Consider the following 16,152-nt stretch of genomic DNA (forward strand, 5'->3'; position numbering starts at 1 on the left):
CTGGTCCGGAATCTTTTCGTCCTCTCCGCTGCTTAATGCATATCCATCCCCCAAAACATAGGTAACACAAAGAAACCGCCCTTTGATAGAATGGAAGTGTCTAGCAACCATCTAAAAAAGAGCGGTTTCATTTGTACATTCAATACTCCATGGATCAATTTTATCTGCCCATGATGCTGGGATCACCTCCCTGACTCCACCATGTCTTTATTTTTTGCTTCCTACCTCACTCAAGTGAGCTGCCTCGTTAAACAACTGCCGAAACTGTACTGATCGGCACTAAAACTCTACCATTTACATTCTTGGGAGCAACATCAGTTGCAACGTTCTGCCCGATTACCAAGATATCTTTCCTGAACCATAAGCATAGACTCCACCGAAGATTAGAGAAATTCCTAAAACAGCAGATGACACAGACAATAGCATCTTTTTCTTCACTACAAAATCCTCCTTTAGAAATCGACTTACTGTTTATTGATTTCAAGAAAATAACCGTCCCCACTATAAGCATAGCGACTTCTTTCCTTCACCGCTTACTTTGGTCAGTTGATTCATACGTGTATTGTCCGGCTTCGCCATTGTTCTTTTACTAAAAACGTCATCCCGTTCTAAGCAGCTACTAAAAAAAGCACCCCCAACCACCGTTGGAGATGCTTCCTTCCTTTACTCCATACCCGGAAAATCCAGCTGCCGCAGGGCCTCGAAGGCGACAATGGCTGCGGAGTTGGACAGATTCAGAGAACGGACCTTGTCTGTCATGGGCATGCGGATCAAATGCTCCCGGTTAGCTGCCAGCAGCTCCTCCGGCAATCCCTTGGTTTCTTTCCCGAACACTAGAAAGTCACCGTCCTGAAACTGAACGTCGGTATAGCGCTTCTTCGCCTTGGTGGTCGAGAAGAAATATCGGCCATCCGGATATTTCTCCTGCAGCTCCGCAAAGGAATCATGGTACTCCAGATTGACGGCATACCAGTAATCCAGTCCGGCCCGCTTCAGTGTTCTGTCGTCCGTATTAAATCCCAGCGGACGCACCAGATGCAGATGAATCCCGGTTGCCGCGCAGGTTCTTGCGATATTTCCTGTGTTAGCCGGAATCTCCGGCTCCACGAGTACGATGTGTAATGCCATATGTGCTGTCTAACCACCTTATCGTCTATTTTTGTTTATTATAACGCATTCTGTCATGAAAAAAGAGCCTCCTGCTGCCATTAGCAGAGAAGGCTCTTCTCTTTCATGAATGCGCCAGCCGAGCGGCTTGAACGGCTCCCGGCATGCTTAAGCAATCTGCCAGGAACTTATTGGTTCTTGGCTTTGAAGTCATGCATGAATTCCACCAGCGCCTTGCAGCTCTCGTAAGGAACCGCATTGTAAATGGATGCGCGCATCCCGCCCACGCTCCGATGTCCTTTCAGACCGATAAAGCCTTCCTGCTCAGACGCTTTGGCAAAAGCCTTCTCCAGCTCCTCTGAGCCCAGGCGGAAGGTTACGTTCATGTCCGAACGACTGCCTGCTGCTACGCAGCCACGATAGAAGCCTTCGCTGCTGTCAATGGCATTGTAGATCAGCGCAGCCTTTTTCCGGTTCATGGCCTCTACACCTTGCAGACCGCCGTGCTCTTCAATCCACTTCAGCACTTCGTTAATCATATAAATGCCAAAGGAAGGCGGTGTATTGTATAGAGAGTTATTGCCGGAATGAGTATCATAGCGGAGCATCGTCGGCAGATGGCTCGGTGAGCTCTCAATGATCTCTTCGCGAACCAGCAAGACGGTTACGCCGGAAGGACCAAGATTCTTCTGAGCCCCCGCATATACCATACTGAACGCATTGAGATCGAAAGGACGGCTTAAAATATCACTCGACATATCGCAAATCAGCGGCACCGAACCGGTGTCTGGAAATTGCTTGAACTGGGTGCCCTCAATCGTTTCATTCGAGGTCATATGCAAGTAAGCCGGCTGTTCCGACAGCTGAAGCTCGGACAGCTCCGGCACTCTCATATACTGTTCCTGCTCGGTCGAAGCTGCGATGTGAACCTGTCCAAGAAGCTTCGCTTCCTTAATCGCCTTATTCGCCCAGCTGCCGGTCTTCACGTAGTTAGCCTGCTTGCCCTCTTGCGCGAAATTCATAGGAATCATGGCAAATTGCGTACTCGCTCCGCCTTGTACAAATAGCACCTTATAACCCGAAGGGTTCCCGAGCAAGCCCAGCAGCCTGTTCTGCGCTTCATTGTGTACGGATTCATAAATGTCACTGCGATGGGACATTTCCATAATAGACATGCCGCTTTCCCGGAAATCCACAAACTCTGCCTGGGCACGCTCCAGCACTTCCAAAGGCAGCGCTGCCGGTCCGGCGTTAAAATTATATGCTCTCTTGCTCACTCCACTCTCCACCCTTTCGTATGTACGCTCATTTCATGTTATCGAATATCATAGCAATAACCCGGAGGGGTCTGCAAGTGCTTTTTTTCTCTATTTAAAGACGCCATTCATAAGTAACGAGAAAACGCAGGAGGATGTACCTCCTGCGTCTCGTATTAACAATTATTACAGATCGTAGTAGAGCGAATACTCATGTGGATGTACCCGAATGGATACTGATTTCGCTTCGCCGCGCTTCAGGGAGATGAAGTTCTCCAGGAATCCCTTCGTGAACACGCCGCCCTCGGTCAAGAACTCATGATCCGCTTCCAGAGCGTCCAGCGCCTCATCCAGGGTGCCAGGCACACTGCGGATTTCCTTCTTCTCCGCATCCGACAGCTCGTAGATGTTCTTGTCGAATGGACCGTAGCCCAGCTCTTGCGGGTTAATCTTGCGCTTGATGCCATCAAGGCCAGCCATCAGCATCGCGGAGAAGGCCAGGTAAGGGTTGGCTGTGGAATCCGGTGTACGGAACTCAATACGGCAGCCTTTCGGTGTTACTGCAGCTACAGGAATACGTACGGCTGCAGAACGGTTACCTTTGGAGTATACCAGGTTTACTGGAGCTTCATAGCCAGGTACCAGACGCTTGAACGAGTTCGTGCTCGGGTTCGTCAGAGCGATCAGGGCCGGTGCATGGTACAAAATGCCGCCGATGTAATGCAGTGCAGTTTCACTCAGGTTAGCGTAGCCGCCTTTTTCATAGAAGAGTGGAGTATCACCATCAAAAATGGACTGATGCACGTGCATTCCGCTGCCGTTATCGCCAAAGAGCGGCTTCGGCATAAAGGTTGCTGTCTTGCCATACTGGCGAGCTGTGTTGTGTACAATGTATTTATAAACCAGCAGGTTGTCAGCCGTTTTCTTCAATGTATCGAAACGGAAGTTGATTTCCGCTTGACCTGCAGTAGCTACCTCGTGATGGTGACGCTCTACACTCAGGCCCGCTTCATCCAGCAAACGGCACATTTCACTGCGGATATCCTGCTGTGTATCTACAGGAGCTACCGGAACGTACCCGCCCTTCACTCTTACCTTGAAGCCGAGGTTGCCGCCTTCTTCCTTGCGGTTTGTGTTCCAAGCTGCTTCTTCGGATTCTACGTAGTAGCTGGAGCTGTTCATGCCGCTTTCGTAGCGAACATCATCAAACAGGAAGAACTCCGATTCCGGTGCGAAAAATGCCGCTGTGCCTACGCCGCTGTCCTGCAGGTACTGCTCGGCACGTGCAGCGATGCAGCGAGGGTCACGCTCATAGGATTCACCGTCTGGTGTGTGAATGTTGCTCATAATATTCAATGTAGGATGTGCAGTGAACGGGTCCACATAGCAGGACTCCGGATCTGGCATCATCACCATATCGGATTCTTCAATTCCACGGAAGCCCGGGATCGACGAACCGTCAAACGCTACGCCGTTCACGAAGGTTTCACTGTCTACCGCGGATGCCGGCAGGGTAATATGGTGTACCCGACCCGACAGGTCAACAAAACGGAAATCCACCCATTCAATGTTATTCTCTTCAATTGTCTTTAACACGTTCTCTACCGACATGTCTCTTCCTCCTAATACCCGAACATTAAGCGAATAAACCTCTGTGAATGTTCATGATTTTCGATTTCTTTTCAGTTATTATATTCTGTCTAGAAGCAAGTCGTCAATACTCATGTAAGGTATTTTTCTTCATTTGTGTTATATAACATAACATTTAGACTTTTATCCTCCTTCGACACGAAAAGACGTCTTTCGCAGGGAAAGACGTCTCGTTAAAGCGATGAGAAGCATCGTTATCTCTTGCTGTTCAGGCGTGACTCAGAGACCTCCAGAACCTCTTACACTCTCGCAAAATCTGCAGCGGGCGCCTTTGCGGTATTAAATGATTTACCCATCAACGGAGCCAGCTGCTCCAGCTCCTTCAAGAGAACTGCAAACTGATCCGGGAACAGCGACTGAACTCCGTCTCCCGTCATGGAGTTATCCGGGTCGGTGTGCATTTCCACAATCAGTCCGTCTGCCCCTGCTGCTACGGAAGCCTTTGACATGGGAGCAACCAGCTCACGGCGGCCCGTGCCATGGCTCGGGTCAGAAATGACTGGAAGATGGCTGAGCGATTGCAGCACTGGAATGGCAGACAAATCCAGGGTGTTGCGGGTGTAAGTTTCGAACGTTCGGATTCCGCGCTCACACAGCATAACATTCTGATTTCCGCCAGCCAGAATGTATTCCGCCGCATTCAAGAATTCATCATAGGTCGCACTGAAGCCCCGTTTCAATAGCACTGGCTTGCCGCAGCTGCCCAGCTTGCGCAGCAGATCGAAGTTCTGCATATTACGCGTCCCTACCTGTAATATATCAGCGTATTCAGCGCAAATGTCTACATACTCCGGAGTCATTACCTCGGTAATGGTCAACAGCCCGTGCTTCTTCCCGGCCTCTGCCATCATAATCAGGCCTTCCACCCCGATGCCCTGGAAGCTGTACGGCCCGGTACGCGGCTTGAACGCACCGCCGCGAAGCACCTGAGCACCCGCCGCCTTGACCAGCTTCGCAATGTCGTCAATCTGCTCCGCCGATTCTACCGCACAGGGCCCGCCCATGACGACCAGATTTCCGCCGCCGATCTTGACGCCCTTCATTTCAATCACCGTATCCTCAGGATGGAAGTCACGGCTGGCCAGCTTGTAAGACTTCGTAATCTTCACCACGTTCTCGACGCCCTTCATCTGCCGTAAATGCTCCGCGAGCTTGGGGTTAACGCTTCCGATCAGTCCAATGACGATGCGGTCGGTACCTCTGGAAATATGAGCCTGAAGGCCTTCCTTCTCAATTTCGGCTACGATATGCTGAAGCTGCTCCTCTGGCACTTGGCCCGATGTGATGACAATCATGTGAGATCCCTCTTTCATATAATGGATTCTGCAACAGCCTTCCGGATGCCCGGTGCCTGTTCTGCAGGATTACGCTTTATCGCTTGTTCGCTTTTATGCTTGTGTGCTTTTAAGCTTTTATGCTTTTAATGACTAAAGTAAATATACAAGATTACAGCTTTACCGTCAAGCCCAAGCTTACACTTCACGGAAAAGCCGTATTGGTAATTAGGTTAGTCGCTTTTGTCGGATTGTCTTCTGGGTTTTGGGAATGAGCGGAATCAGGATGGAAATATTCGTGCCTGCCCCCGGACGGCTATACAGCGTTACACCATATGGAGCGCCATAGTGAAGCCGAATACGCTGATCCACATTACGAATGCCATAACCGGCGTTCTCCAGCTGATCTACAGACAGCGGCCCGCTGAGCGTCCTCGGCGGAAAGCCAACTCCGTCATCAATGATGTTGAATTGGAGACCCTCTTTACGCACTTCCCCGCAGATGCGGATATAAATCCGATCCCCTGTCCAGGCATGCTCCAGAACATTCTCGATAAATGGCTGCAGGATCAGCTTGACCGTTTCATACCGCACCACCTCGGGAGCGAAGCAATATTGTACCTCCAGTCTCTCTCCATACTTGATTCGCTGGATATCAATATAAGCCTGAACCTGCTCCAGCTCATGCTGCACAGGAATCATGTTTCGACCCTCATTAAGCGACAAGCGGTAAAACTTCGCCAAATCCAGCACCATTCGCTGCAGCTTGTCCAGTTCACCGAATTTGGCAAGACGGCTGATGGAAGACAAGGTATTGTATAGGAAGTGAGGATTAATCTGGGCATGAAGGGAGTCCAGCTCCGCCTGCTTTTTTTGAAGATCAGAAAAATACACCTCCTGAATGAGTCGGCCAACATTCGCTCCCATCTCGTTCAGCGCATGAGCGATCTTCGAAAATTCATCATTTCCCTGGAAATGAATTCGCTTGTGAAACTCTCCTTGCTGAAATGAATCCACGACCTTCACAATTTTATACACTCTTCTGCTAAAGTAACGGGAAAGTCCGGTGCCTAACACTAAGATAATGAGGATACAGCCCAATCCAATCAATAAAGTGAGATTTCGGACCTTGATCGTATTTTGGTCCAGCAGGTTCTCCGGAACGATGGCGACCAGCTCCATGTTAAGACCCTGAAGCTTCTCTCGGATTACCAGATCTCCCTGCTTCCCTTCCGGACCTTGGATTTGAGCCTCTGTATGCGAAGACAGAGATGCGTCATCTTCTGCTATGCTTCCTGCTCCGGATGAAATCATAACCCCTTGCCTGGAATCGTAAATATAGATGGTAGTACCGTCTCCGATTTTTTTAAAATCAACACTGTCAAACAAATCCTTGAGCGAAACGCTGATTCGCATAAACCCGATCTCATCATGCGGATACTGCATGCTTCCAATGTCTACAAGACGGCGCAGCAATGAAATTCTTCCGTACTGTGCATCGTCCTCGATCTGCTTCCATTGCATTGTGGTTCCATACACTTCATCCCGGGGATAGGAACGATACCACTCCTTCTCTACAAGCCGGGGGTATTGATACACATCGTAAAGTCTGGATTTGGTCGAAAGCGGATCGGTACCTTCATAAATATTGTAGGTTTCCCGGAATACCTCATTCTTCAGGTATATAGACAGCCATAGGCGTCTGTTTGCCGTTTCGACAGCCGTCTGGAATTTGGGGAATAGAATATTCTGGGTCGCATCATAACTCTCCCAGCCTTCCCGGTTTGCTCGCAGCGCCCGAGCAAGCCTCTCGTCAAAATAGAGCATATCCGAGATCCGCTTCGTATCCTCCAGCTTGAAGGCGATGTTGCTTTTCATCTGGGAGAGCGTACCCTGAATCGTGCTCCCCGTCTGCTGCCGAATCGACTCTACGTAAATATCATTCACGAGCTTTCCGATGAGCAGCACCGGAACCATCAGCAGCACACAGTAGGACAGCATCAGCTTGATCCCGAAAGGAAGACGCAATCTGCTCATGAATGCTGTCTCCGGTAGTCCAGCGGCGTCATCCCGAAGGTCTCCTTAAACTGCCGGCTGAAGTATGGCAAATATTGATACCCGCATTGGGCCGCGACCTCATAAATTTTCAGCTTCGTCCCAGTAAGCAGACTCTTCGCGTGATCCATACGCAGTCCGATGACATAGTCACTGAAGTTGTGCCCGGTCTCCTCTTTAAACAATACGCCCAGGTAATTCGGGGAGAAGGAGAAGCGGTTCGCCACATCCCGCAGAGTAATGCTCTCATGCAGCCGTTGCCGGACGTCGTCAACCATTTCCTGCACGAGCCGGCCGTTCTTGGAGCTTTTGCGGTTATGCAGCTGCTCTGAGATTTCAAACACCTTTCGGCGCAGCCAGCTGAAAATATCGTCAATGGTTTCAAATTGCAGCAGCACGTCCAGCTTGGCAAGCTCTAGCCCCAGCATCTGAAACAGATCTTCCTGCATCGTATGCAAATGATCATTAAGCTTCATGAGGATATACAGCGATAAGTTACGAACCGTAAACCGTGAGCGAATGCCGGATACGAGCACAGCCATCTGCTCCAGCTCATCATGAATAGACACCAGGTTATAGCTCGTCATAGCCTGCATCAGCGCGTCCAAACGAAGATCCAGCGTTGCTGCATGCTGCATTTCTTCTCGCGGGATATCGGTGAAATTAATCCACTGTCCCTTCCCCCGGAACATCTTGTATTCCAGAGCGGTCACCGCCTGCTCATAGGAGGCATGAAGCTCCTGCAGATGATGGGCAGGCTCTCCCGTTCCGATAGTTAGAGTAAAGGGGAACTCCTCTGCCAACTGCTCTCTGATGAAATCAAAATCCTCTGCAGAAGCTTCTGCCGGCAAGAGCACGGCCGTTCGGTGAGGCTGCATGGTGCAAATATACTCCAGGCCTTTTCGCAGGAGAAGCTGCTGCAAGCGCAGATGCACATCCTCAATCAGCCGCAGCCGCTCCTCCTTCTCTATGTGATTCAGCAGCAGTGCAGCATCGTCGAGTTCAAACAGGCCCGCACGCACCGGCCAGGCAATACGCTGAAATCGATACTGCGGATTCATAGCTTCCCGCGGAACCCGGTGTAGAGGCTGCTGCAGCAGCTGAAGCAAGTACTGGTGCTTGACCACAGGAATCGCTTTCTGATAAGCCGTCTCGGTCTCCTGTCGTCTGCGCAGATGATCCAGCTTCAAGCGAACCTTGCCCAGCGCCTCTATCAACTCACTGTCGTCCATCGGCTTCAGCACGTAGCTGCAGGCCTGTAGTGCCATGGCCTGCTTCACATAGCTGAAATCCTGGTAACCACTTACAAATATGATTTGCAGCTGCTCCTGCAGCTCCAGAGCCTTCTGAGCCAGCTCCAGGCCGGACATATTCGGCATCCGGATATCGGATACGAGCACATCAATCTTCTCGCGCTCCAGCACCTCGCAGGCTGCAAAGCCATTATTGACACCCGCTACCACAGTCATACCGAGGCTTTCCCACGGGATAAACTGCTTCATGCCCTCCAAATCCAGAATTTCATCATCGGCCAGCAACACTTTATACATGAAATGCAATGCCTCCCTATGAAAAAACCCAAAGGTATACTGCGCAGCGCAGTATACCTGTCCATGGGTTTACGTGTATATCCAGGGCACTTTGTGTTTCCAAGTGTACCTGTATCTATTTGCCCTGCATTTTTTGAATATTTTCCTGCCACTTCTTGGTCTTGTATTCCAGCAGCTTGTTGTAGCCCGCGGACTGTGCATCGGCCTCGGCCTTATCCAGCACCGCATTGACTTCCGCATCATCTTTAGCATACAACGCTTTCGCTCTTGACTCCAGGAAAATGTCCTCTACGCGCTGACGGATAATGCCTTCCTCGCTGTCTGGCATCGGATCGAGGTTTATGAACGGTGTGCCGTCTCCTTGCGTTTTCCAAGTAATCTCATACTGCCAGTGAGTCGCCCAGTTGCGCTGCTCGATTGGCAGGGTGCTTTCATATTTCGCTTTAGCCTGGTCCACATATACCGTATTACCGTTCCAGATCAAGTTGATGGTCGCATTCTGCAGCTTGACGAGCCCTTCAGCGTCCGTCACGTACTTGTCAGTAAATTTCGGAGTCTGGTCTGCCTCTACACCATCCCAGTATCCTCCCTCGGGTCCCCACATCATGGTGCGCTGGCCCTCAGGTCCGGTATACCAGTCCAGGAAGGCAAAGATCGCTTCCGGGTCCTTCGCTGCTTTCGTGATGACACTGACATTCCAGCCCAGCTGAGTGTACGTACCTGCCAGTACCTTCTTCGGATCCAGCCCCGGCTTGTGAATCGGCCAGATCATGAAATAGCCTGCATCCGGGTCACTCTTCGTCAATTCAATATGTCCCAGCTGACCGAGCTCTGTCGGGCTTGCAGAGGCCAGGACGGCAACGCGTCCGGAAACGACCTTTTCCTTCACCTGGTCTGCAGTCTGAGTCATAGCGTCCTGAGACATCAGCTTCTCACGGAACAGCTTAGCCGAATACTGCATGGACTCCCGGTAAATCGGATCCGTGAAGATGGAGGTCAGTTGATCGCCATTGGGTACACCGCGAATGCCAACCCAGGTATTCAGCACATTTTCGCCAAAAGCCGTGTACAGCACGTTCAAGCCCTGACCGTCCTTCGCCAAATGCGGCTCAAACGGCACGATATTCGGATAATTCTCTTTGACCTGTTTCAGATAATTGTACAGATCCTCCGTCGTTTCCAGCTTCGGAGAGCCGAGCTCTTCATAAATTTTCTTATTGACGACATAGCCGGCATTGCCGTTTGGCTGGCTTGTGTACCAGTTCGGGAACTGATACAGCTTGCCGTCTTCGGAACGAAGCAGATTCAGCCCGGATTCTCCCAGCCATTCCTTCAGATTCGGATATTTATCCAAATAATCATCGAACGGGACGAGCATGCCTGCCTGGCGAAGCTTCTCGACATCCGGTCCCCGCTCCATCCACATCACATCCGGCAAGGATGCGGAAGCAATCATCGTATTCAGCTTCTGGGATGCGTTGCCTCCGCTATGAATGGGAGTTATGTTTACCTTCATGTTTTCCTTGACCCACTTGCTGGAATCATCGGCTCCCCATGTAGGCATTGTGTACCAGTCATAGTTGCCGTAGAAGGAAAATTCCAACGGATTTTGACCAAGCACATGAGCACTGGAGGAGCTGCCTTCACTCGGTTTGTTGTTTCCGGAATCTGCCGGGGGATCCGAGGCTGTCGTGCCTGAGCCTCCGGTACAGCCTGTCAGCAGCACGGCTCCAGTCAGCAGCAGCGTCATCGAGGATTTCCAAGCCTTTTTCATAAACATGTTATATTCCCCTTTCGTTGTATCTGTGTGACGATATGTGCAGGCTGTTTCCAGCCCTTGACACTGTTCCAATAGACGGCAGGTGCTACTCCTTCAAGGAGCCCACCAGCACGCCTTTGACAAAATATTTTTGCACAAACGGATAGACCATAATAATCGGCAGCGTAGCAATCATCATCGTAGCCATGGAAAGCGACTTGGAGGAGACCGTCTGCATCCTGGCCATCTGGCCCTGAGCAGCCGAATCCATATTCGCCATCTGATCCGAGACGATATTGGTGTTCAGAATTTGCTTCAGCATCGTTTGAATCGGGAGCAGGTTTTCATTATTGATATAAATACTCGGCAGAAACCAGTCATTCCAGTGTCCTACCGCCGTAAACAGAGACAGAGTTGCGATGACGGGACCAGATAATGGGAGAATAATTCGAAAAAAAGTGCCCCAGTTACCGCAGCCGTCAATTTTTGCCGATTCCTCCAGCCCTCCCGGTAAACCTTGAAAAAAAGTACGGAAGATAATCATATTCCACACGCTGATCAGACCTGGAATAATAAACACCCAGAAGGAATCCATCAGCCCCACTCCCCGGACTAGCAGGAAGCTTGGAATAAGGCCGCCGCTGAAATACATGGTGATGATACACATAATCATGTAGAACTTGCGGCCGATCAGCTCGCGCTTGGTCATTCCATAGGCGAACAAAGCGGTGGCGATAATCGAGAGAACGGTTCCGATCACCGTGCGCAGCACAGAAATCATAAAGCCGTTCAGCAGGCGGTCGTCATTGAGGACGACATGATAGTTCTCCAGCGTGAATTCCCGGGGCCAGAAGGTGACCCCGCCCAGTGCTGTGTTGGAGCCCGTATTGAATGAAATCACTGCCGAGTTCCAGAATGGATAAAAAGTGGTAAACGCCAGCAGGGCCAGAAAAATATAGATGAAGATGACCATCAGCCGGTCGCCATAGCTCAGCCGAACCAAATGCATCCACTCCTTTCAGGTTCAAGGTGTTTGAGTCCTACCATAAGCTGTTACCGGATCGGCGGGCGATATAGTTCGCGATGGTAAGCAAGCCGACACTGATCACAGCCTTGAACAATCCTACAGCCGTAGCATAGGAGAAGCGCGTGTTCTGAATGCCGATTCGATACACGTAAGTGTCAATCACATCCGATACCTCTCTCAGCACCGGATTGACACCCAGCAGGAGGATATCCTCAAAGCCTGCCGTCAGCAGATTCCCAATGGACAAAATTATAAAGATGATGACCACCGGCATAATATACGGCAGCGTAATCGTAAAGATTTGGCGGAACTTGCTGGCTCCGTCCATGTCGGCCGCTTCATACATATGCGGATCAACTCCAGCGATCGCTGCAAGATATACGATCGAGCCAAAGCCAATTTCCTTCCATATTCCAGTCGTTACCAGAATAGTCCAGAAGTACTCGGGAACAGACAGAAAGCTGATCGGCTCTTCAATAAATGACAGCTTCTGCAGGAAAATGTTAACGCTCCCATTATCGGTGGAAAGCATCGACATCACAAAGCCTGCTACAATGACCCAGGATAAAAAGTGAGGCAGGTAGCTCACCGTCTGTACAACCCGCTTAAATGCCATACTCCGAATCTCATTCAGCATCAAGGCGAGTATAATAGGAGCCGGAAAGCCAATGAGAAATTTCAGCAGGCTGATAACGATCGTGTTTCTCATCACGGTATAAAATTCCGGAGATTCAAAAAACATCTCGAAATGCTTCAGCCCTACCCAGGGACTCTCGCTCATTCCTCCGAAAATATTATAGTCTTGAAACGCCATCAGCACCCCGTACATCGGAATATAGCTGAAAATAAAGACCAGAATCAGAGCAGGCAATACCATGAGCTGGATATCCCACTGCCTCGCAAACCTAGTAATCAGGCTGCTCTTCTTCGGCTTGGCGGCGGCAGGCTTGGATTCAACAGATATTTGTGACATAACCACCCTCCCATGACATCTTCGTACGTTGTTTGTCATCTGATAGCTTTATTGTAGCGGAAGGGGGACATTCAAACTATTTGCCTGAGCAACGAAAAATGATACTATTCAATTCATTTTTGAAACGCTTACATTAATAAGAAAGGAGAATGAAAGCCATATTTCCTTTTTTACGCACAAAAAAGCTACCCCTGCTGCGTACCTCTGTGCAGGGATAGCTCATCCTCAAACTGTAATCAGCTCTTCGTCGCTGCCTTGACAGGCGGCAGCAGCTTGTTCATCTTCACTGTCCGCTTGATTTCCCAAGTCTCCGGCCGGTCATGCTCATACTGCTCCAAATAAGCAATGACCTCCTTCGTAATCGGCGTCGGCGTGGAGGCGCCCGAGGTCACGGCCACCTTCTCGACCCCGCTCAGCCATTCCCGCTGCAGCTCGGTAACATCGCTGATCCGGTGAGCAGGCACCCCAGCAATATCCAAAGACACCTGGGCCAGCCGATTAGAGTTGTTACTGCGCGGATCTCCGACGACGATGACGAGGTCGGCCTGACCGGCCTGCTCCGCCACCGCTTCCTGACGAACCTGGGTCGCCAGACAAATCTCATTATGAATCTCGGCACCCGGAAATCTCTCCAGCAGCCGGCTCATAATATGCTTGATGTCCCACTGACTCATCGTCGTCTGATTTGTAATGATGATCCGGTCGGCGGGAATGTGCAGGCTTTCGATTTCCTCCAGCTTCTCAATCAGGTGCACGTGCTCCGGCGCAACTCCAATCGCGCCCTCCGGCTCCGGATGGCCCTTCTTGCCGATGTAAATGACCTCATAGCCATCAGCGGTCTTCTCCCGAATCAGATCATGCGTCCTGGTCACATCGGGACAGGTAGCATCGAGCGTTGTCAGCCCTTTCTCCCGCGCCAGCTGTCTGACTTCCGGAGACACGCCGTGAGCGGTGAAAATCACTGTGCCGTGCTCCACCTGCTTCAGAATGTCCATCCGGTTCGGCCCATCCAGAGTAATGATGCCTTCATCCTCAAACGATTGGGTCACATGGCTGTTATGCACAATCATGCCAAGTATATATATAGGCCGGGGAAGATCCAGATTCTGTGCCGCCTGGCGAGCCAGCACCATCGCGTCAACGACGCCGTAGCAATATCCCCGGGGCGATATTTTGATCACTTCCATGGTCCTCACCTGCTTTCTGTCTGCTAAATTACACTCCCTGTATTATAACGCTATTCCAGCGGCGGGGCAAAGATTGCCGGCAGCCAGACTATAAACGTGCTTCCCTCTCCCAGCTTGGTTACGACCTCTACCGAGCCGCCGTGCACGTCGATAATCCATTTTGCAATAGAAAGTCCGAGTCCTGTACCTTCCGTGGCGCCGCGAGACTGATCTGCGCGGTAGAAGCGCTCGAAAATATGCGGAACCTCATCCTTCGCCATCCCGATTCCCGTATCCGCCACGCGGATGCCAACCTGACCTCGGTACAGGACAACATCCAGAGACACTTCTCCTTCCGGCGTATACTTGAAGCCGTTCTCTATGAAGATAAACAGCATCTGCTGCAGGTAGTCCCGATTCCCTTCTACATAAACGCCATTCAGGGAGGAGAGGTCACCGGCGCTCCAGGCAGCCGTCTTCGGAAGAAACTGGGCGCGGCGGATCACCTCGATCAGTAGCGGCTGCAGGGCGATCGGTACCTTCTCAAAGGTTTGGCCTGTATCCGCACGGGCAAGAGAGAGCATATCCGTAACCAGCCGTGTCATGCGTTTCGCTTCATCCGAAATATCGCCGATGGCTTCAGCTGATATTTGACGGAGCGTCTCCTCATCCAGATCGGGACGATCGCCCTGCGGCCCGGTCCAGATCTTGTGGAGCAGATCCACATTTCCGCGGATGGTCGTCAGCGGAGTCCGGAGCTCGTGCGAGGCATCCGAGACAAATCTCCGCTGAGCCGCGTAAGCATCATCCAGCTCTTTGTAAAAGCTCTCCGTCCTCGACAGCATGTCATTGAAGGTGCCGATCAGGCTGCCAATCTCATCCTGCGGACCGTCATATTCAATCCGCACACTGAGATCGGTCCCCTTCTGAATCTGATTGGCCGCATCTGCGACCTTCTGAATGGGCTTCATGGACTTGCGGGCCAGAAACAAGCCGAGCGTCGAGGCGGTAATAAGCGTAGCGAGTGTTCCCATAATCAGAATGGACTGCAGACGGTCCAGTGTATTCTCCGAGGTGCCTGTGTAGGCTCCAACCTGAAGCCAGCCGTACACCTGCCCCGTATTGGGCAGAACAACATAATCCTGATAGATCAGAAAAGGGTTGCCGGATACATGGATTGACTTGAAGCCGCGCTGCTTCTGGCCATCCTCCATGGACGGCACTTCATATTCCAAGCCGCGAAGCCTCATATTGTCAGACTGCCATGCTTTTTGATTATGATAGGTATACGTCTGGACATAGAAATCCGCTTCCTCCATCCGCAGGACTGAAGATCGGTCAGGAATGAAGACCAGACCGCCATCGTCAGCGTTGATGGAGACCACAGGGCGGATTTTGTTATACTGCTGCTGAATGCGTGATTTCAGCTCATCGTACGTATACAAATGTACGAATCCGTAGACGGCCAAGCTGAACAGAAGCAGCGTGACGAATAAAATGCCGGAGTACCATGCTGTAAGCCGCCAACGGATCGACATGCTAGCGCTCCCCTCTGAGTATGTAGCCTGCCCCGCGGATCGTCTGGATTACACGCTTGCCTCCATGCTCCTCTGTCTTCTGGCGCAGCATGGCAATATATACTTCCAGGACATTGGACTCGCCGCTGTAATCATATCCCCAAATCTTATCCATGATCAGATCTCGCGATAGCACTCGCTTCGGGTTCAGCAGGAACAGATGAAGCAGCTCGAACTCCTTCGCGGTAAGCTCCAGCCGCTGTCCGCCGCGAAGCACCTCTCTGGCGCTCACATCCATACTGATATCTTCGAACGTCAGCTTGCTGGTGCTCTGCTCGTCGCTGCTGTTTCTGCGAAGCAATGCCCGGATCCGCGCCAGCAGCTCCTCCAATGCAAAGGGCTTGACCAGATAATCATCCGCTCCAGTATCCAGGCCCTTTACCCGGTTCTCCAGCTCATCCTTAGCGGTCAGCATAAGAACGGGAATACGGCTTCCCCCCTCACGCAATCGACGCAGCGCCTCAAAACCATCCACCTGCGGCATCATGACATCCAGTATGACGGCATCCGGCTCCTCATTGAGCACCATCTTGAGGCCCTCTGCACCATTGGCTGCAGTATGCACCTCATAGCCCTCAAAGGCTAGTCCTCTACGGAGCATTGAAATAATCTTCTCATCATCATCCACAATCAAAATACGCGGTCTCATGAAATTCCGTCACCTCTACCGTTCTGTCGTTGTATAGTTATTATAACGATATGGCTGTAAACAGGACAAGCGGAAGGGAGCGATCCCTTCCGCTTGTCTATTGAAATAC

Annotated in this window: 13 protein-coding genes; all 13 read right to left on the bottom strand. The window is 51.0% G+C overall.

Features of this window, described 5'->3' with window-relative positions; all coding sequences use genetic code 11:
* Positions 1-336 precede the first annotated feature (336 nt).
* The 13 genes from E6C60_RS15485 to E6C60_RS15545 all read right to left on the bottom strand — a co-directional run bounded on the left by E6C60_RS15485 (position 337) and on the right by E6C60_RS15545 (position 16,043).
* Positions 337-438, bottom strand: a complete 102-nt coding sequence (locus tag E6C60_RS15485) for a TasA family protein (RefSeq protein ID WP_138226666.1) — start codon at positions 436-438, stop codon at positions 337-339.
* 225 nt (positions 439-663) lie between these two features.
* Positions 664-1,128: a tRNA (uridine(34)/cytosine(34)/5-carboxymethylaminomethyluridine(34)-2'-O)-methyltransferase TrmL gene (gene trmL / locus E6C60_RS15490; RefSeq protein WP_138226667.1), complete on the bottom strand. Its 465-nt coding sequence runs from the start codon at positions 1,126-1,128 to the stop codon at positions 664-666.
* A gap of 167 nt (positions 1,129-1,295) precedes the next feature.
* Positions 1,296-2,384 (bottom strand): 3-phosphoserine/phosphohydroxythreonine transaminase, encoded by a 1,089-nt coding sequence (gene serC, locus E6C60_RS15495; RefSeq protein ID WP_138226668.1) that lies wholly within the window; start codon positions 2,382-2,384, stop codon positions 1,296-1,298.
* Between the two features lie 165 nt (positions 2,385-2,549).
* Positions 2,550-3,974, bottom strand: a complete 1,425-nt coding sequence (gene glnA / locus E6C60_RS15500) for a type I glutamate--ammonia ligase (protein WP_138226669.1) — start codon at positions 3,972-3,974, stop codon at positions 2,550-2,552.
* Between the two features lie 278 nt (positions 3,975-4,252).
* Entirely contained in the window at positions 4,253-5,308 is a 1,056-nt protein-coding gene (gene aroF, locus E6C60_RS15505; protein ID WP_138226670.1) for a 3-deoxy-7-phosphoheptulonate synthase, read from the bottom strand.
* A gap of 207 nt (positions 5,309-5,515) precedes the next feature.
* Entirely contained in the window at positions 5,516-7,324 is a 1,809-nt protein-coding gene (locus E6C60_RS15510) for a sensor histidine kinase (RefSeq protein ID WP_233281032.1), read from the bottom strand.
* Complete coding sequence (locus E6C60_RS15515; RefSeq protein ID WP_138226671.1) at positions 7,321-8,892, bottom strand: response regulator; 1,572 nt, start codon at positions 8,890-8,892, stop codon at positions 7,321-7,323. The genes E6C60_RS15510 and E6C60_RS15515 overlap by 4 nt, the downstream gene beginning before the upstream one ends.
* Before the next feature lie 115 nt (positions 8,893-9,007).
* Entirely contained in the window at positions 9,008-10,666 is a 1,659-nt protein-coding gene (locus tag E6C60_RS15520) for an extracellular solute-binding protein (RefSeq protein ID WP_138227838.1), read from the bottom strand.
* Positions 10,667-10,757: 91 nt separating this feature from the next.
* The gene (locus E6C60_RS15525; RefSeq protein WP_138226672.1) at positions 10,758-11,654 is read right to left on the bottom strand and encodes a carbohydrate ABC transporter permease; all 897 of its coding nucleotides are present in this window, start codon (positions 11,652-11,654) and stop codon (positions 10,758-10,760) included.
* A gap of 37 nt (positions 11,655-11,691) precedes the next feature.
* Entirely contained in the window at positions 11,692-12,651 is a 960-nt protein-coding gene (locus E6C60_RS15530; RefSeq protein WP_138226673.1) for an ABC transporter permease, read from the bottom strand.
* Between the two features lie 236 nt (positions 12,652-12,887).
* Entirely contained in the window at positions 12,888-13,838 is a 951-nt protein-coding gene (locus E6C60_RS15535) for a 4-hydroxy-3-methylbut-2-enyl diphosphate reductase (protein WP_138226674.1), read from the bottom strand.
* 50 nt (positions 13,839-13,888) lie between these two features.
* Entirely contained in the window at positions 13,889-15,355 is a 1,467-nt protein-coding gene (locus E6C60_RS15540) for a sensor histidine kinase (RefSeq protein WP_138226675.1), read from the bottom strand.
* Position 15,356: 1 nt separating this feature from the next.
* On the bottom strand, positions 15,357-16,043 hold the full coding sequence (locus E6C60_RS15545; protein WP_138226676.1) for a response regulator transcription factor: 687 nt from the start codon (positions 16,041-16,043) through the stop codon (positions 15,357-15,359).
* Positions 16,044-16,152 lie beyond the last annotated feature (109 nt).

Origin of the sequence: Paenibacillus algicola (assembly GCF_005577435.1) — a bacterium.
Lineage (GTDB): Bacteria > Bacillota > Bacilli > Paenibacillales > Paenibacillaceae > Paenibacillus_AQ > Paenibacillus_AQ algicola.